Source organism: Donghicola mangrovi, assembly GCF_013377535.1.
In the GTDB taxonomy this organism is placed as follows: Bacteria; Pseudomonadota; Alphaproteobacteria; order Rhodobacterales; family Rhodobacteraceae; genus Donghicola; species Donghicola mangrovi.
The window spans coordinates 34,109-51,796 of record NZ_JABCJE010000001.1; the positions used below are offsets into that span (position 1 = coordinate 34,109).

Below are 17,688 nucleotides of genomic sequence, written 5' to 3' on the forward strand. Positions count from 1 at the left end.
GTCAGGCCTCCTCTGACTGACTCAGGCTGCGCGAGCGGCAGCGATTTGCGGGTTCAGCGCGCCGCTGGCATAGCGGCGGGCCATATCGTCCATGGAAATCGGCTTGATGCGGTCGGACTGACCGGCAGTGCCAAAGCGTTCGAAGCGGTCACGGCACAGATCCTCGAGCTCTTTCATCGCGGGGATCAGGAACTTGCGCGGGTCAAATTCACCGGGTTTTTCGGTCGCGATCTTGCGGAACTGGCCAGTCATCGCCATGCGGCAGTCGGTGTCGATATTGACCTTGCGCACGCCCATCTTGATGCCGCGTTCAATCTCTTCGACCGGCACGCCATAGGTCTGGGGCATCGCGCCGCCATTGGCGTTGATCAGGTCCTGCAGTTCCTGCGGCACCGAGCTGGACCCGTGCATCACCAGATGGGTGTTGGGCAGCTTTTCGTTGATCCGGCGGATGGTCTCCATCGACAGGATGTCACCGTCGGGCTTGCGGCTGAACTTGTAGGCGCCATGCGAGGTCCCGCATGCAATCGCCAGCGCATCGCAGCGGGTGGCCATCACGAACTCGACCGCTTGATCGGGATCGGTCAGCAGCTGGTCGTGGGACAGTTTGCCCACCGCGCCAGAGCCATCCTCTTCGCCCGCCTCGCCGGTTTCCAGCGAACCCAGAACACCCAGCTCACCCTCGACCGAGGCACCGACCGCATGGGCGGCTTTGGTGACCCGCGCGGTGATCTCGACGTTGTAGTCAAAGTCTGCGGGGGTCTTCATGTCCTCGTGCAGCGAGCCGTCCATCATCACCGAGGTAAAGCCGTGACGGATCGCGGACAGACAGGTGGCGTCGTTATTGCCGTGGTCCTGATGCAGCACGATATGGTTGTCGGGGTACATCTCTGACAGGGCCACGACCATGTGGCGCAGCATGATGTCACCGGCATAGGACCGCGCCCCGCGGCTGGCCTGCAGGATCACCGGCGAACCGGTCGCCTTGGCGGCCTCCATGATCGCCAGACCCTGCTCCATGTTGTTGATGTTAAAGGCGGGAACGCCGTAGCCATGCTCGGCCGCGTGATCCAGCAGTTGTCTCAAGGTAATCAATGCCATGTTGGTCTCCTCCCCCTCAGGCTGCCTTGGCTGCCCCTTGCAGGGCCGCGATACCGGGAAGGGTCTTGCCCTCCAGCCATTCCAGAAATGCGCCACCGGCGGTGGACACATAGGTAAAGTCTTGGGTCACAGCGGCGCCGTTCAGGGCGGCCACCGTATCGCCCCCGCCCGCCACGCTGGTCGCACGACCCTGCCGCGTCAGAGCGGCGGCGGTGCGGGCCAGTTGGTTCGTGGCGTGGTCAAAGGGCGGGATTTCGAACGCGCCCAAAGGCCCGTTCCACAGGATCGTGCGGCATTCGCTGAGAACCCGCTGGAAGTTCGACAGCGCGCGCGGACCCGCATCCAGGATCATCGACCCTTCGGTGCATTGGGTGGCGGCCACTACGCGGTTTTCGGCGCCTGCCTTGAACTCGGTCGCGATGACCACGTCCTCGGGCAGATGGATCTGGCAGCCCGACTTGGCGGCCAAAGCGCGGATTTCCGCGACGGTGTCCACTTGGTCGGCCTCGTGCAGGGATTTGCCCATCGGGGCCCCGTCCGCAAACAAGAAGGTGTTCGCCATCCCGCCGCCGATGATCACATGGTCCAGCTTGATCACGAGGTTCTTGAGAACCGCGATCTTGCTGGACACCTTGGCCCCGCCGACAATCGCCACTGCGGGCTGCTTGGGCGCTTCCAAGGCTGCGGTCAGGGCGTCCATTTCCTCGAGCAGGAGCGGACCGGCAAAGGCAGGCATCAGCCCCGCCAGCGCATAGGTCGAGGCATGGGCGCGGTGGGCGCAGCTAAAGGCGTCGTTCACATAGACGTCCCCCAGCTGCGCCAGCGCCGCAGCGAATGCTGGGTCATTCGCCGTTTCACCGGGATTGTAGCGCAGGTTTTCGCACAGCAGGACCTCGCCATCCTTGAGCGCGCGGCTCAGGATCACCGCCGAGTCCCCGACACACACGTCCGAGAACCGCACCGCCCCACCCAACGCCTGCGACAGCGCAGGGCGCAGTTTGTCGACGGAATAGGCCGGGTTCAGCTCGTTCGCTTTGGGGCGGCCAAAGTGGGTCAGGATCACCAGCCGCGCGCCCCGCTCCAGCAGGGTCCGCATCCCGACCGCAAAGCGCTCGATGCGGGTGGCGTCGGTGACAACGCCATCCTCGACAGGGACGTTCAGATCGGCCCGCACCAGAACACGGCGCCCTTTGACGTCGATATCCATGATCGAGGGCAGCATCAGATCAGCCTCCCCATGGCGCAGGCGGTGTCCGCCATCCGGTTCGAGAAGCCCCACTCGTTGTCGTACCAGCTCAGGATGCGGACCATGCGGCCGTCCATGACTTTGGTCTGGTCCATGTGGAAGATCGACGAATGCGGATCGTGGTTGAAATCCATCGAAACGTTGGCGGTGTCGGTATAGCCAAGGATGCCCTTCAGCCCGCCATCGGCCGCCGCACGGATCGCGTCGTTGATTTCAGCGGTGGTGGTGTCGCGGCTGGCCATAAAGGTCAGGTCCACGACCGACACGTTCGGGGTCGGCACGCGGATCGCCACACCGTCCAGCTTGCCGTTCAGTTCGGGCAGAACCAGACCCACGGCCTTGGCCGCGCCGGTGGATGTCGGGATCATCGACAGGGCGGCCGCACGGGCGCGGTACATGTCCTTGTGCATCGTATCCAGCGTGGGCTGGTCGCCCGTGTAGCTGTGGATGGTGGTCATGAAGCCCTTTTCGATCCCGACCGCCTCGTGCAGCACTTTCGCCACAGGGGAGAGACAGTTCGTGGTGCACGAGGCGTTCGAGACAATGATATCGCTGCCAGTCAGATCGCGGTGGTTCACGCCGAACACCACGGTCCGGTCCACACCGTTCGCAGGGGCCGAGACCAGCACGCGCTTGGAACCGTTCTCCAGATGCAGGGCAGCCTTGTCGCGGTCGGTAAAGATGCCGGTGCATTCCAGCGCCACATCCACACCGTCCCAAGGCAGGTCTTTGGGATCACGGATCGCAGTGACTTCGATGGGGCCACGACCGATGTCGATGGCGTTTCCAACGGTTTTGACTTCGCCCGGGTAGCGGCCATGCACGCTGTCGAACTTCAGCAGATGGGCGTTCATCTCCACCGGGCCCAGATCGTTGATCGCGACCACTTCGATGTCATTGCGGCCCGACTCTGCGATCGCGCGAAGCACATTTCTCCCGATACGGCCGAAGCCGTTGATGGCAACCTTGGTTGTCATGGTACTGTTATCCCTTGTTAATCTGGTTCTTGGCCGAGGCTGCGATCGCTTCGGCGGTGATGTTGAAGTGGCGGTAGAGTTCATCTGCGGGCGCGCTGGCGCCAAAGCTGCTCATGCCCACGAAGCCGTCGTTGCGTTCCAGGAACAGCTCCCATCCCTGACGGATCGCGGCCTCGACCCCCACGCGGGGGGCGGTGCCACGGACCAGCACGCGGTAGGCGGCGGGTTGGGCCGCGAACAGCTCGAAGCTGGGGGCGGACACCACAGCGGCGCGGATGCCTTCGGCGGCCAGCATATCCGCGGCCTCTAGGGCGATCTCGACCTCGGAGCCGGTGGCGATCAGCGTCACATCCCGAGCCCCTGCCGTTTCCCGCAGCACATAGGCCCCGCGAGCGGTCAGGTTGGCATCGGTGTGCGTGGTGCGCAGGGTCGGCAGGTTCTGACGCGACAGGCACAGCAGGGTCGGCGTCGCCTCGGACGTGGCGCACAGTTCCCATGCTTCGGCGGTTTCCACGGCGTCAGCGGGGCGGAACACCGTCAGGTTCGGCATAGCCCGCAGGGATGCGATGGTTTCCACCGGCTGGTGGGTCGGGCCGTCCTCTCCCAGACCAATCGAGTCATGGGTCATCACATAGGCGACCGGAACCCCCATCAGCGCAGACAGACGGATCGACGGGCGGCAGTAGTCGGCAAAGGCCAGGAACGTCCCGCCATAGGTAAAGAACCCCCCGTGCAGCGCGATCCCGTTCATCGCTGCGGCCATGCCGTGCTCGCGGATGCCATAGTGGATGTAATCGCCGCTATAGTCGTTGCGGCTGACCGGCTTCATCGCACTGGTGCGGGTGTTGTTCGATCCGGTCAGGTCCGCGGACCCACCCACGGAATTGGGCAGCGTGGCATTCACCACCTCCAGCGCCATTTCCGAGGCTTTGCGCGTGGCGACCTTGGGCTGGTCCTTGGACAGGCGGCGCTTGTAGGCGGTGATCGCGGCGTTCAGACCCTGCGCGTCCGGAGCGGACAGCGAACGGTCAAAGTCCGCGGCCTTCGGGCTGGCCTCTTTGCGGGTGGTCCAGTTGGCGCGGGCGTTGGCGCCGCGGGTGGCGATGGCTTCCCACGCGGCCTTTACCTCGGTCGGGACCACGAACGGATCATGGGGCCAGTTGAGCGCATCGCGGGTTGCGGCGATCTCGTCAGCGCCGAGTGGCGAACCGTGCACCTTGTGGCTGCCCTGCATGTTGGGCGCGCCCTTGCCAATGGTGGTGCGGCAAGCGATCAGCGACGGGCGCAGGTCTTTGCGGGCGTTCTCGATGACGCGGGCGATCGCTTCGGGATTGTGACCGTCCACGGCCTGCACGTGCCAGCCTGCGGCCTCGAACCGAGCGCGCTGGTCCATGCTGGTGGACAGGTCGGTCGGCCCGTCGATGGTGATGCGGTTGTCGTCCCAGAAAACGACCAGACGCCCCAAACCCAGATGGCCAGCCAAATCGATAGCCTCGTGGCTGATCCCCTCCATCAGGCAGCCGTCACCGGCCAGCACATAGGTGAAGTGATCGACCAGCTCGTCGCCGAAACGCGCATTGTGCATCCGCTCGGCCAAGGCCATGCCGACGGCGGTCGAAATCCCCTGCCCCAGCGGGCCTGTGGTGGTCTCGATCCCCATAGCGTGACCGTATTCGGGATGACCTGCGGTGCGCGAGCCCATCTGGCGGAAGTTCCGCAGCTGGTCCGCATCCATGTCCGCATAGCCCAGCAGATGGTTGATCGCATAGACCAGCATCGAGCCATGCCCCGCGCTCATGACAAAGCGGTCACGGTCGGGCCATTTGTGATCGGCGGGGTCCACTTTGACAAAGCGGTTGAACAGAACCGTCGCCACATCGGCCAGCCCCATAGGCGCGCCGGGGTGGCCCGAGTTTGCCGCCTGCACCGCGTCCATGGTCAGGGCGCGGATGGCGTTGGCCATAGTGGTTTCGTCGACTTTGACAGGTGTTTGCACAGTCATGGCAGCCTCCTCAGCTCCGCTTGGATTCTTGGACAAGGCGCAGGATCATCGGGGTAAAGATCAGCTGCATCGCCAGATCCATCTTGCCCCCCGGGATCACGAGCGAGTTCGCACGGGTCATCCAGCTGTCGTGGATCATCGACATCAGGTAGGGGAAATCGATGCCGCGCGGGTTCTTGAACCGGATCACCACAAGGCTCTCGTCAGCCGTGGGAATCCAGCGCGCGATGAACGGGTTCGAGGTGTCGACCACAGGCACCCGCTGGAAGTTGATGTCGGTCTCCGAGAACTGCGGGCAGATGCAGTGCACATAGGCGTGCATCCGGCGCAGGATGGTGTCGGTCACGGCCTCGGTGGTGTAGCCGCGCTTGGAGCTGTCGCGGTGGATCTTCTGGATCCACTCAAGGTTAATCACGGGCACCACGCCGACCTTCAGATCGGCCAGCTTCGCCAGATTGACCTGATCGTTCACAACGGCGCCGTGCAGGCCTTCGTAGAACAGCAGGTCGCTGCCATCCTCGAACGGGGCCCAATCGGTAAAGGTGCCGGGCGCGCTGCCATACCGTGCGGCCTCGTCATCGTCGTGGACATAGTGACGGGTCTCGCCCTTGCCGGTGTCGGCATAGCTGCGGAACACGCCCTCCAGCTTTTCCAGCTCGTTCGCGTCATAGGAAAAGTGGCTGAAGCCCTGATCCCCTTCGGCGTAGCGACGCTCCAGCTCGGCCTTCATGGCGGCGCGGTCATAGCGGTGGAAGGCATCGCCCTCGATCGAGACGGTGCTGACCCCTTCGCGGCGGAAAATCTGGTCAAAGGTACTTTTTACAGTGGTGGTTCCGGCCCCCGAAGAGCCTGTCACCGAGATAATGGGATGTTTCTTGGACATGGGATATTCCGTTCAAAATCAGGCGCGGAACAGGCCGCGATTGCCAAACAGGGCAGAGACTTCGGGTTCGGGCAGATCGTGATAGATGCTCACGCGGTCCACCTTGTCGGCGGTGCCAAAAACCATCGGCGTGCGGGCATGAAGGCTGGCGGGCACCTGCGTCAGAACGCGGTCGGTCCCGGTGGTCGCCTTGCCCCCTGCCTGCTCGATCAGAAAGGCGATGGGCGCGCATTCATAGACCAGACGCAGGCGGCCGTTCTTGTAGCCGGGACGCTCGTCGCCGGGGTACAGGAATATCCCGCCGCGGCACATGATCCGGTGGGTTTCCGCAACCAGCGAGGCCACCCAGCGCATGTTGAAGTTCTTGCCCCGCGGCCCTTCGGACCCCGCCAGACAGTCGTCGATATAGGCGCGCACAGGGCTGGACCAGTGACGATAGTTCGAGGCGTTGATCGCAAATTCGCTGGCCTCGGGCGGGATCATGGTGGCGTCGGTCTGGATAAATTCGCCAGCCGTGCGGTCCAGAATGAACTGCAGCACACCGTTGCCAAAGGTCACAACCAGCGCGGTGTGTGGCCCGTAGATAAAGTACCCCGACGCCAGCAGATGGCTGCCATCCCGCAGGAACGTCGCCTCGCCTTCGGACAGCGCGGGCTGGATCGAAAAGATCGTCCCGATCGACACGTTGCAGTTGATGTTCGACGAGCCGTCCAGCGGATCAATCGCCACCGCCAACGCGCCGTTCACGTCGATCTCGGCCACGGTCTCTTGCTCCTCAGAGGCATACCAGCGCACGCCGGTCCCCTTCAGGGCAAAAGCAAAGGCATCATCGGCCAGCACATCCAACGCCTTCTGGTCGTCGCCATCGGTATTGCTGCCGATGCTTGCCGCCAGTTGTCCCGCAAGGGGGCCCCGTCCGATGGCATCCGACAGTCCGGTGGCCACATCACAGAGCGCATTCATTACCGGCCAGAGCGGCGCGGGAACGCCCTCTCTGGGAATTCGTATCTCTTGCATCATGACTAGGGCCTCCCCTCCCCGATCCGGTGCTGAGGTTGATATTCCCGAGGTTGAGTGATAATTAAATTTCAATTTTCTGTACGGAGTGTCAGGAAAATTTAATGCCACGTATTGATCAGATCACCATCAAGCAGCTTCGGGCCCTACAAGCTGTGGTGGAAGAGAACACCATTCTGGCCGCCGCAGAGCGCCTGCACCTGACCGGTCCGGCGGTTCATAACCAGCTGAAAAACCTAGAGGATCTGATTGGATCGCCCCTCTTGGTTCGCAGCGGATCAGAGCGCAATGTTCCCACCGCCCAAGGGCGTGCCCTGCTGCGCGCTGCCGCAGAGATTGAAACATCGCTGGATCGGGCCCTGCGACATATTGGTGCGTTGGATCAGGGGCTTCAGGGGCGGGTCGTGCTGGGGGTCGTCAGTACGGGCAAGTATTTCGCCCCCAGAATCGTCGCCCTTCTCAAGCGCGAGATGCCCGATGTGGACGTCGCCCTGCGTGTCGGCAACCGAGAGGAGATCATCGAAGCGATGGAGCGCGGCGAGCTCGACCTGTGCGTCATGGGTCGCCCGCCCCGCACCTTTCTGGCCGAGGCCGTGCCCCTGTTCGACCACCCCCACATCATCATCGCCAGTTCGGACCACCCGCTGGCCGCCGATCCCATCGTTCCGCGCGAGGCGCTGCTGCGCGAACGCTTTGTGATGCGCGAGGCCGGTTCGGGCACCCGCATTCTGGCCAGCCGCTTTCTGGACGAGATCGGCCATGACCAAGAGGCGGGCGTGACCGAGATGTCCTCGAACGAGACAATCAAGCAGGCGGTGATCCACGGGCTGGGGATCGCCATGATCTCTGCCCATACGGTGGCGGACGAACTGGAGTCGGGGCGGCTGGTGCGCTTGCGGGTTCAGGGGCTGCCGATCTATCGCAAGTGGTACCTGCTGCCCCAACCGCGCGACGCCAAGCCCGCCGCCGTCAGCGCGGTCGAAGAATGGATCCTCACCCACGCCGGGTTGATTGAGCCTAAGCTGGACCTATCCTGATCCGCCTTTGCAGGCGCAGCATTTTCGCGTTATAGTTGCGGGCATGACCCAAAAATTCGTTGGATTTCTGCGATCAGTGAACGTGGGCGGCACAGGAAAGCTGCCCATGAGCGACCTTGTCCGCATGTGTCAGGACATCGGTTTCACCGAGGTGCACACCTATATCGCCAGCGGCAACGTCTTGTTTTCCACAGCGATGGAGCGGGCCGCAGCCCAACGCGCGCTCGAGGCACGGCTCTTGGAATATTGCGGCAAAACCATCCGCGTCCACCTGCGCACCCCCGAGGAATTGCAGGGCATCGCGGCGGACAATCCCTTTGCGGATCAGGCGGGCAACAAGGTGGCGGTGATCCTGCTGGACACGCCCCCCGACCAGCCCGAAACCAAGGGCCAGAAGGACGAGGAAATCGCCACCGGCACCCGCGAACTCTATGTCCACTACCCCGATGGGATGGGCCGGTCCAAGCTGGTGATCGCGGGCACCGAACAGGGCACGGCGCGGAACATGAACACCATCGCCAAGCTGGTGACCCTGCTCTAGCCCCACGAAAAAGGGCGCCCGAAGGCGCCCTGAATTCTGTGTCTCAGCCAACCCTTAGGCGGTGAAGCCGCGAGCCTTGACCACTTGCAGCAGGGGCATAACCGCCGACATGTCGGGGCCGCTGTCCTGACCGGTCACGGCGCGGCGCAGGGGCATGAACAGGCCCTTGCCTTTGCGGCCGGTGGCCTCTTTGACGGCGTTGGTCCAGTTGCCCCAGGTGCTGCCATCAAACGGGCCTTCGGGCAGCAGGGTCATCGCCTGAGCGATCATCTCGCGGTCCTCATCGGCGACTTTGGGCTCTGCGCCATCGCGGAACAGTTCCCACCAACCCTTGAGGTCGGACAGAACGGTGATGTTCTCGCGCGAGACGGTCCAGAACTGTTCGGCCAGCTCGGCGGGCACACCCAGTTCGGCGATCACGGGCGCGACCTCTTCGAAAGGTTTTGCCGCGTTGATGCGGGCGGTCAGCGGGAACAGATCGTTGCTGTCGAACTTGGTCGGTGCGGAACCGAAGTGCGCAATGTCGAAGCCTTCGATCAGCTCTTCCATCGAGGAACGCAGTTCCACCGGCTGGGACGATCCCAGACGCGCCATCAGCGACAGCAGCGCCATCGGCTGAACGCCGGCAGCACGCAGGTCACGCAGCGACAGGGTGCCCAGACGCTTGGACAGAGCCTCGCCCTGCGGGCCGGTCAGCAGCGAGTGGTGCGCGAACGCAGGGGGCTCGAAGCCCAGCGCGCGGATGATCTGGATCTGGGTCGCGGTGTTGGTCACGTGGTCAGAGCCGCGCACAACGTGGGTCACGCCCATGTCGGTGTCGTCCACAACCGACGCCAAGGTGTACAGCATCTGGCCGTCCGCACGGATCAGCACGGGGTCAGACACCGAAGCCGCGTCGATCGACAGATCGCCAAGGATGCCGTCGGTCCACTCGATCCGTTCCTGATCCAGCTTGAAGCGCCAGACGCCATCGCCGCGCTCGGCGCGCAGCTTGGCCTTATCCTCGTCCGACAGGGCCAGCGCGGCGCGGTCATAGACGGGGGGCTTGCCCATGTTCAGCTGTTTCTTGCGCTTTAGGTCCAGCTCGGTCGGGGTCTCGAAGCATTCATAGAAACGGCCCATGTCGCGCAGTTTCTGGGCTGCCTCTTCGTAGCGGTCCAGACGCAGGGACTGACGCTCGATCTGATCCCATTCGATGCCAAGCCATTCCAGATCCTGCTTCAGGGCATCGACGTATTCTTCCTTGGAGCGGTCCGGATCGGTGTCGTCGATACGCAGGATGAATTTGCCGCCCTCTTTGCGGGCGATCAGATAGTTCATCAGCGCGGTGCGCAGGTTGCCAACGTGGATATAGCCGGTCGGCGAAGGGGCAAAGCGGGTGGTCGTCATAGCGTTCTCCTGTTGGGCATTCGTCTTTCACAGAGGGCGCGAAATGTCCATATTCCCGTAGGGTGGCGCGGCCATGCACAGACGGCATGGCACGCGAATGTGTGGCCGCCGCGCAGGCGTCAGCGCAGTTTCGGCGGGTTGTCGGGGTCCATGCCGGGGGCTTTGGGTTCCTCGCCGCGTTCGGGTTCGGGCAGATCAAAGCGCAGTCCGACCTTGGCTAGCGCCGCCGACATCGGATCCGAGGCACGGAAGAACGACACGTCGATGCTGCCCGCCTCGATCCCGCTAAAGGTCAGCGCAGCGTGAACGGTGCGGGCAATCGCGGGCTCGGCGCCCGGAACGGGATCGACGACACCCAGCATATGACCCAACGCACCGCCCTGATAGCGGACCCCCACCAGATAGGCGAAGCGCGCCAGACCGGCGGCCGAGGCCAAGCGGCTGTCCAGCGACACCAGCAGGCTGTCAGGCAGGCCACGGGGGGACAGGAATTCCTCGATCGTTGCTTCGCCCTCTTCGGGGGCCGAGGACAGGGTATCGGTGATCCACGTCACGGCCTCGGGGGGCAGCAGCATTTCCGACGGCGCAACAGTCAGGTTGACCCCAAGGCCGATCCCCTGCCCGTTCAGCATCTCGGCCAGAACACGGCCCGGCACGGCGGCATAGGGGGCTTCACCCTCGGCGAATTGGGCCAGACGCTGCTCGGTATCGAAAACCACGGCGAACTGGGTGTCCTCGACGGGGAAAAGACGCGGCTTGATGGTCTCGCCCTCGGGCTCTTCCTCGAGCAGCAAGTACAGTTCGGACCCGGACAGCACGTCATAGAACCGCAGGCGGGCGGCTTCGCTGTCGGGGGCGGCTTCCATCGCGGCGTGGGCCTGATCCAGCAGAGTCTCAGTCATCTAGCACCTCTTTGACCTTGGCCCGCAGAACGGGCAGCAATTCTGCCTCGAACCACGGGTTTTTCTTGAGCCATGCGGTATTGCGCCAAGACGGATGTGGCAAGGGCAGGACGCCCTTTTCCAGATGATCGCGCCATTCCGCCACTGTTTGGGTCACCGATCCGCGCCCCCCGATGTGCCAGCGGTGGGCATAGCCGCCCACGGCCAGCGTCAGGCGCACGTCAGTCAGCCCCTCCATCACCCGCGCGCGCCACGTTTGCGCGCAGATCGGGGGCGGCGGCAGGTCGGCCCCGCGCACATCATAACCCGGAAAGCAGAACGCCATCGGCAGGATCGCCACGCGCGAGCGGTCATAGAACTGTTCCGGTGTCACCCCCATCCAGTCCCGCAGCCGGTCCCCAGACGGGTCGGTAAAGGGCTGCCCGCTGTTGTGAACCCGCATTCCCGGCGCCTGCCCCGCAATCAGCAAACGCGCCCCGTTTTGAAACCAAATCACGGGCCGCGGAGTATGATGAGTGACGGTCCCAGCAAATTGGTCCGCACAGATACCGCATTTCGATAGTTCCAGTTTGAGATTATCAAACGCGGGTTGTTCTTGTTCGCGTTTTTTTGACATACTTCCTGCAAAGTTTGCGCTTAGTTAACCGTTATCCTACCTAAGAATAAAACCGCCTAAACAAAGGCCCGAGGCAAGGCATGCTGGAATTCAGAAATGTCAGCAAGTCGTTCTGGACCGGAACGCAGCACAAGGTGATCCTCGATCGCGCGTCCTTTCGCGTGGATCTTGGTGAATCGATGGGCATTCTTGCGCCCAACGGCACGGGCAAGACCACGGTCATCAACATGATGGCAGGACTGGAAAAACCCGACGAGGGCGAGATCATTCGCGGCTGCCGGATTTCCTTCCCCCTGGGCTTCATGGGCGGTGTGATTTCGCGCCTCTCGGCGATGGAGAACGCCCGCTACATCGCGCGGCTCTATGGCCTTGACCCCGATTACGTCGAGGCGTTCTGCCGTTGGCTCTGCGGATTGGGCGAATATTTCGATCAGCCGCTGGGGACATACTCGGCGGGTATGAAATCCAGATTTACGTTTTCCTTGATGCTGGCGCTGGATTTCGACATCTACCTGATTGACGAGGGCATGCCCTCTACAACGGATGTAGAATTTAACAAAAAGGCGGCCGACCTCTTGAAGGAAAGGCTGCGTACAACCACGATCGTGATCGTGTCCCACCAGCCGGAGACGCTGGAAAAATACTGTCGCAAGGCAGCAGTCCTGATGCACGGGCAACTGCATATGTTCGACAGCCTTGAGGAAGCGAAGCAGCTGTATGACTACGAAACCCAAAGTTAAGAAGTTCCGCATCCGGCGAGAGCCCCTTGCCTCGGTCGCGGCCGCCCCTGCGCAGCCCGCCCCCGAAGAGATGCGCGAAACGCTGCTGCGCAAGGTCACGATGGGTGGCGAGGTGTCCTCGGCTGCAGATGTGGAATCAGAAGACGATATCGATGCCATCCGCAAAGAGGGTTTGACCGGCCGCCAACTGCGCTTGGCCCGCCGTTTGGCCCAGAAACACGACATTCCGGCGACTTCGGATTTTGACGCGATCCGCCAACTGCGCAAACGGGGCATCGACCCGTTCCAACGCTCGGCCTCTTTGGATCTGGTGACCTCGGATCCCGAGGAAACTGCGCTGACCCAGCTGCCCCAGACCCTGCCCGAGCGGCGCATGGAAACTCTGCCCAGCACCGAAATGGCCGAGGGCGAAAGCCCCGCAGAACGCCGCGCCCGCGAGATTGCCCGCATTCAGGCCGAGATCAGCGCCCGCCGCCGCAAGAAATCCGGCCTGCTGGCCCTGCGTCTGCTGTTCTTTGTGCTGCTGCCGACCGCAATTTGCGGCTGGTTCTTCTATAACGAGGCAACGCCGCAATACGCGACCACCTCGGACTTCCTGATCCAGACCGCGGACCAGAACAGCGTGGGCGGCCTTGGGGGCCTGTTGCCTTCGCAGATGAACACCAACCAAGAGGCCGTGGCGATCCAACGCTACCTGCAATCGCGCGAGGCGATGTTGCGACTGGACAGCGAACTGGGCTTCAAAGCGCACTTTGAGCAGCCGTGGATCGACCCGATCCTGCGCCTGCCCGACGATGCCTCGAACGAAGACGCCTACAAGCTGTACAAACGTAAGGTCCTGATCGGCTATGACCCGACCGAAGGCGTGATGAGCCTTGAGGTGATCGCCGTTGATCCCAACACCAGCAAGGCGTTCTCTGACGCGCTGATCCGTTATGCCGAAGAGCGCGTCGATAACCAGACCCTGCGCAAACGCGAAGACCAGCTGAGCGAATCCCGCAAATCGCTGGCCGAGGCCGAGCGCCTGCGCCGCGAGGCCCAAGAAGCCCTTGTTGCCCTGCAACAAGAGGCCGCGATCGTGGACCCCGAAGGCGTCATTGGCGCGCTGCGCTCCCAGATCACCCAGCGCGAGATCGAGCTGCAGGAAAAGCAGATACAACTGCAAGCCCTGCTGGACAACTCTCGTCCCAACCAGAGCCGCGTGGACGGCGTGCAGGGCGACATCCGCCGCCTGCAAGCTGCGATCAACGATCTGGAAACCCGCATGAACGAAGCGACCAAGGGCGAGGATTCGCTGGCGTCGATCTCGGCCAAGATTTCGCTGGCACAGGCGGACGTGGCGACTCGTGACCTGATGTTACAATCCGCCCTCCAGAATCTGGAGGCCGCGCAGATCGAAGCCAGCCGTCAGACCCGCTATTTGGCCCGCGGCGTGGAGCCCGTGATCCCCGATCAGGCCACTTACCCCAAAGCGTTCGAGAATACTGTTGTAAGTTTTCTCATTTTCGCCGGAATTTACCTCATGATCTCGCTAACTGCGTCGATCCTTCGTGAACAAGTCACAAGCTAAGGGTAAAAGGGGGTTGCAGTATGCTTGTTGGTGCCAATTAGTGGCATATGTAAGGTATGTGTAGCTGCCCCCTTTTAGGAAATACAAAAAGAGTGATTTCGACTATGACCAAGCCGATTGCCGACGTAACGCCCAACACCTGGGATTTTCTGCTGCGTCCGATGATCAAGCCGACGGGTTTCCGCGAATATGATGCGCGCTGGAAATACCCCGAGGAAATCAACCTGCCCGGCATGACCGCCCTTGGCCTTGGCCTTGGCACCCAGATGCGCAAGCGTGGCATCGAGCCGGTGATCGCCGTCGGCAACGACTATCGCGATTACTCGCTGGCGATCAAAAACGCGCTGATCCTCGGCCTGATGCAGGCTGGCATTCAGGTCAAGGACATCGGCCCTGCCCTGTCCCCCATGGCCTATTTCAGCCAGTTCCATCTGGACGTGCCCGCTGTGGCTATGGTCACCGCATCGCACAATCCCAACGGCTGGACCGGCGTGAAGATGGGCTTTGACCGCCCGCTGACCCACGGCCCCGACGAGATGGCCGAACTGCGCGACATCGTTCTGGGTGGTCTGGGTGAGACTCACGAAGGCGGCTCGTACGAACTGGTCGAGGGCGTCAAGGAAGCCTACATCCAAGACCTGATCGGCGACTTCAAAATGTCCCGTCCGCTCAAGGTCGTTTGCGCGACCGGCAACGGCACTGCGTCGGCCCTGGCCCCCGAAATTCTGGAGCGTATCGGCGTCGAAGTCGTCCCCTCGCACAACGAGTTGGACTACACCTTCCCGAACTACAACCCGAACCCCGAAGCCATGGAAATGCTGCACGACATGTCCGACACGCTGAAGGCGTCGGGCGCAGACATCGCGCTGGGTTTCGACGGTGACGGCGACCGCTGCGGCGTTGTCGACGACGAGGGCGAAGAGATTTTCGCGGACAAAGTCGGCGTCATCATGGCCCGCGACCTGTCGAAGCTGTACCCCGGCTCGACCTTTGTGGCGGACGTGAAATCGACCGGCCTGTTTGCCTCGGACCCCGAACTGCAGGAACGCGGCGTAAAAGCCGACTACTGGAAGACCGGCCACAGCCACATGAAGCGCCGCGTCAAGGAAATCGGCGCTCTGGCGGGTTTTGAAAAGTCAGGCCACTACTTCTTGGCCGAGCCCGTGGGCCGCGGCTACGACTGCGGCATGCGCGTCGCTGTCGAGATCTGCAAACTGATGGACCGCAACCCCGACATGTCCATGTCGGACCTGCGCAAGGCTCTGCCCAAGACCTACTCGACCCCGACCATGTCGCCCTACTGCTCGGACCTCGAGAAGTACGACGTGCTGGCACGCATCGTCGAGAAGCTGGTTGCCAAGGCAGACGCAGGCGAAACCTTTGCTGGCAAGGCGATCAAAGAGGTTGTCACCGTGAACGGCGCCCGCGTCATTCTGGAAAACGGCAGCTGGGGTCTGGTGCGCGCTTCGTCGAACACCCCGAACCTGGTTGTGGTCTGCGAAAGCTCGGAAAGCGATGAGGAACTGCGCGCGATCTTCAAAGAGATCGACGACGTGATCCGCACCGAGCCCGCCGTTGGCGACTACGATCAGACCATCTGATCGCGCTGACCGGAAACACAAAGGCCCCCGATTTCGGGGGCCTTTTTCGTTGGATCAGGCCGCCAGACCGCGCCCTTTGAGCAGCGCCTCGACCCCGGGCATCCGGCCGCGGAAGGCGGTGTACAGATCCTCGGCGGGTTTGGAGCCGCCCATGGACAGGATGTTGGCCTGAAGGCTGGCCGCGGTTGCGGCATCGAACGCGCCGCCCGCCTCTTTGAAGGCATCAAACGCGTCGGCATCCATAACCTCGGACCACATGTAGCTGTAGTAGCCGCTGGAATACCCGTCGCCCGCAAAGACGTGGGCGAACTGCGGAGTCGCGTGGCGCATCCCGATGGCTTTGGGCATGTCGATGGCGGCTAGAACTTCGGCCTGTTTGGCCATGGCATCCTCGGGGGCGGCACCTTCGTGGAAGGCCAGATCGACCAGCGCCGAGCCCAGATATTCCACGGTCTGGAAGCCCATGTCATAGGTCGCAGCCCCCAGAACGGCATCCGCCATTTCCTGCGGCATCGGCTCGCCGGTTTCGGCGTGGACGGCGAACTGGGCCAGAACTTCGGGAACCTCGAGCCAGTGTTCATAGAGCTGGCTCGGCAGCTCCACGAAATCGCGCGCGACCGAGGTGCCGGACATCGAGCCATAGCGCACGTCCGACAGCATCTGGTGCAGGGCGTGGCCGAATTCGTGGAACAGGGTCCGCGCATCGTCATAGGACAAGAGCGCCGCCCGCCCTTCGTCCGGCTGGGCAAAGTTGCAGACGTTCACCACGATGGGGGCCTGATGGTGGGGCCAATCGGCCTGCGACTGGAACGCGCTGCACCATGCGCCGGACCGTTTGGACGGGCGGGCAAAGTAATCGCCGACGAACACAGCGACGTGCTGGCCACCACGGGTCACTTCCCACGCGCGGGCGTCGGTGTGATAGAGCGGCACATCCAGCGTCTTGAACTCGAGACCGAACAGGCGGGTCGAACAATCGAACGCGGCCTCGATCATCTTATCGAGCTGGAAATAGGGCTTCAGTTTCGCCTCATCTAGCGAATGCTCGGCCTGACGGCGGCGCTCGGAATAGAAGCGCCAGTCCCATGCCTCGAGGTCGCCATTGATGCCGTCACAGCGCATCATCTCGGTCAGGACGGCGGCATCGGCATCGGCCTGCGCCCTGGCGGGGGCCCAGACCTGCATCAGCAGATCGCGGACACGCTCGGGGGTGCCGGCCATCTCGGTTTCCAGCTTGAAGGCCGAGAAGCTGTCATAACCCAGCAGTTTCGCACGCTCTTCGCGCAGGTTCAGCATCTCGGTGGCGATACCGCGGTTGTCGGTCTCTCCGCCATTGGCACCGCGGGCGGCCCATGCCTTGTAGGCGGTTTCGCGCAGGGTCCGGTCGGGGCAGAACTGCAGGAACGGCACGATCAGGGACCGCGACAGGGTGATCACCGGCTTGCCATTGCCCGCACGGCGCGCGGCCGAAATCAGGAAGTCCGGCAGACCGTCCAGCTGATCCTCGGCCAGTTCCATTTTCCAGCTCGACTCGTCCTTGAGTAGGTTCTGGGTGAACTGGGTGCCAAGGGACGACAGACGCGACATCACTTCGCGCATCCGATCGGCCTGATCCCCATCCAGCGCCGCGCCAGAGCGGACAAAGCCACGGCGGGTCAGGTACAGAAGGCGCGCGTCTTGCTCATCCAGCCCCAGTTCGTCGCGCTGGTTCCACAAGGTTTCCACGCGGTCAAACAGCGGACGGTTCGCGTTGATATCGCTGTAATGAGCCGAAAGCTTGGGGGCGAATTCGCGCTGCAACTCCTGACGTTTGTCGTTCGAGTCACTGCCCGCGAGGTTGTAAAACACCGACAGAACGCGGTCCAAGGCAAAGCCCGACCCTTCGATCGCCTGAATGGTGTTGGCGAATGTCGGTGCCTCGGGGTTCTGGGCAATCGCGTCGATCTCGGCCTTGTGGGCGGCCAAAGCCGCCTCGAACGCGGGCTCGAAATCGCTGTCGGAAATGGCGTCGAAACGGGGCAGACCGAACGGGCCGTCCCAAGGCTGCATCAATGCGTCAATCATGG

The 17,688-nt window shown here is 62.8% G+C and carries 15 protein-coding genes; 5 read left to right on the forward strand and 10 right to left on the reverse strand.

The window, feature by feature from the left end:
* Positions 1-21: 21 nt before the first annotated feature.
* The 6 genes from fba to HJ536_RS00205 are packed head-to-tail and all read right to left on the reverse strand — an operon-like array spanning position 22 to position 7,226.
* Positions 22-1,101, reverse strand: coding sequence for a class II fructose-bisphosphate aldolase (fba, locus tag HJ536_RS00180; RefSeq protein ID WP_176853022.1), 1,080 nt, complete (start codon positions 1,099-1,101; stop codon positions 22-24).
* A 16-nt stretch (positions 1,102-1,117) separates the two neighbouring features.
* On the reverse strand, positions 1,118-2,323 hold the full coding sequence (locus HJ536_RS00185; RefSeq protein ID WP_420811072.1) for a phosphoglycerate kinase: 1,206 nt from the start codon (positions 2,321-2,323) through the stop codon (positions 1,118-1,120).
* On the reverse strand, positions 2,323-3,324 hold the full coding sequence (gene gap / locus HJ536_RS00190; protein ID WP_176853020.1) for a type I glyceraldehyde-3-phosphate dehydrogenase: 1,002 nt from the start codon (positions 3,322-3,324) through the stop codon (positions 2,323-2,325). The genes HJ536_RS00185 and gap overlap by 1 nt, the downstream gene beginning before the upstream one ends.
* Positions 3,325-3,331: 7 nt before the next feature.
* Complete coding sequence (gene tkt, locus HJ536_RS00195; protein ID WP_177156288.1) at positions 3,332-5,326, reverse strand: transketolase; 1,995 nt, start codon at positions 5,324-5,326, stop codon at positions 3,332-3,334.
* A gap of 10 nt (positions 5,327-5,336) precedes the next feature.
* Positions 5,337-6,209 carry a phosphoribulokinase gene (locus tag HJ536_RS00200; RefSeq protein WP_177156289.1) on the reverse strand — a complete coding sequence of 291 codons (873 nt, stop codon included), beginning with the start codon at positions 6,207-6,209 and terminating at the stop codon, positions 5,337-5,339.
* Between the two features lie 18 nt (positions 6,210-6,227).
* Positions 6,228-7,226 (reverse strand): class 1 fructose-bisphosphatase, encoded by a 999-nt coding sequence (locus HJ536_RS00205; RefSeq protein WP_177156813.1) that lies wholly within the window; start codon positions 7,224-7,226, stop codon positions 6,228-6,230.
* A 104-nt stretch (positions 7,227-7,330) separates the two neighbouring features.
* Here HJ536_RS00205 and HJ536_RS00210 point away from each other — a divergent pair, with 104 nt between their 5' ends.
* Entirely contained in the window at positions 7,331-8,263 is a 933-nt protein-coding gene (locus HJ536_RS00210) for a LysR family transcriptional regulator (RefSeq protein ID WP_177156290.1), read from the forward strand.
* Positions 8,264-8,306: 43 nt separating this feature from the next.
* Entirely contained in the window at positions 8,307-8,804 is a 498-nt protein-coding gene (locus HJ536_RS00215; RefSeq protein ID WP_177156291.1) for a DUF1697 domain-containing protein, read from the forward strand.
* A 54-nt stretch (positions 8,805-8,858) separates the two neighbouring features.
* On the opposite strand, the gene gltX is transcribed toward HJ536_RS00215, so the two are convergent.
* The 3 genes from gltX to HJ536_RS00230 form a co-directional block, all read right to left on the reverse strand.
* Positions 8,859-10,193, reverse strand: coding sequence for a glutamate--tRNA ligase (gene gltX / locus HJ536_RS00220; protein ID WP_176853015.1), 1,335 nt, complete (start codon positions 10,191-10,193; stop codon positions 8,859-8,861).
* Between the two features lie 119 nt (positions 10,194-10,312).
* Complete coding sequence (locus HJ536_RS00225; RefSeq protein ID WP_177156292.1) at positions 10,313-11,095, reverse strand: SseB family protein; 783 nt, start codon at positions 11,093-11,095, stop codon at positions 10,313-10,315.
* A complete protein-coding gene (locus HJ536_RS00230) occupies positions 11,088-11,711 on the reverse strand; it encodes a uracil-DNA glycosylase family protein (protein ID WP_177156293.1) in 624 nt (207 codons plus the stop codon). The genes HJ536_RS00225 and HJ536_RS00230 overlap by 8 nt, the downstream gene beginning before the upstream one ends.
* A gap of 80 nt (positions 11,712-11,791) precedes the next feature.
* Between HJ536_RS00230 and HJ536_RS00235 the strand changes: the two genes are divergently transcribed.
* From HJ536_RS00235 to HJ536_RS00245, 3 genes are all read left to right on the forward strand, one after another.
* Positions 11,792-12,451 (forward strand): ABC transporter ATP-binding protein, encoded by a 660-nt coding sequence (locus HJ536_RS00235; RefSeq protein WP_176853012.1) that lies wholly within the window; start codon positions 11,792-11,794, stop codon positions 12,449-12,451.
* On the forward strand, positions 12,429-14,021 hold the full coding sequence (locus HJ536_RS00240; RefSeq protein ID WP_177156294.1) for a KpsE/RkpR family capsule polysaccharide export protein: 1,593 nt from the start codon (positions 12,429-12,431) through the stop codon (positions 14,019-14,021). Before HJ536_RS00235 ends, HJ536_RS00240 begins: the two co-directional genes overlap by 23 nt.
* Positions 14,022-14,125: 104 nt before the next feature.
* On the forward strand, positions 14,126-15,622 hold the full coding sequence (locus HJ536_RS00245; protein WP_176853010.1) for a phosphomannomutase/phosphoglucomutase: 1,497 nt from the start codon (positions 14,126-14,128) through the stop codon (positions 15,620-15,622).
* Between the two features lie 54 nt (positions 15,623-15,676).
* On the opposite strand, the gene HJ536_RS00250 is transcribed toward HJ536_RS00245, so the two are convergent.
* Positions 15,677-17,686, reverse strand: coding sequence for a M3 family metallopeptidase (locus tag HJ536_RS00250; protein WP_177156295.1), 2,010 nt, complete (start codon positions 17,684-17,686; stop codon positions 15,677-15,679).
* Positions 17,687-17,688: the final 2 nt, after the last annotated feature.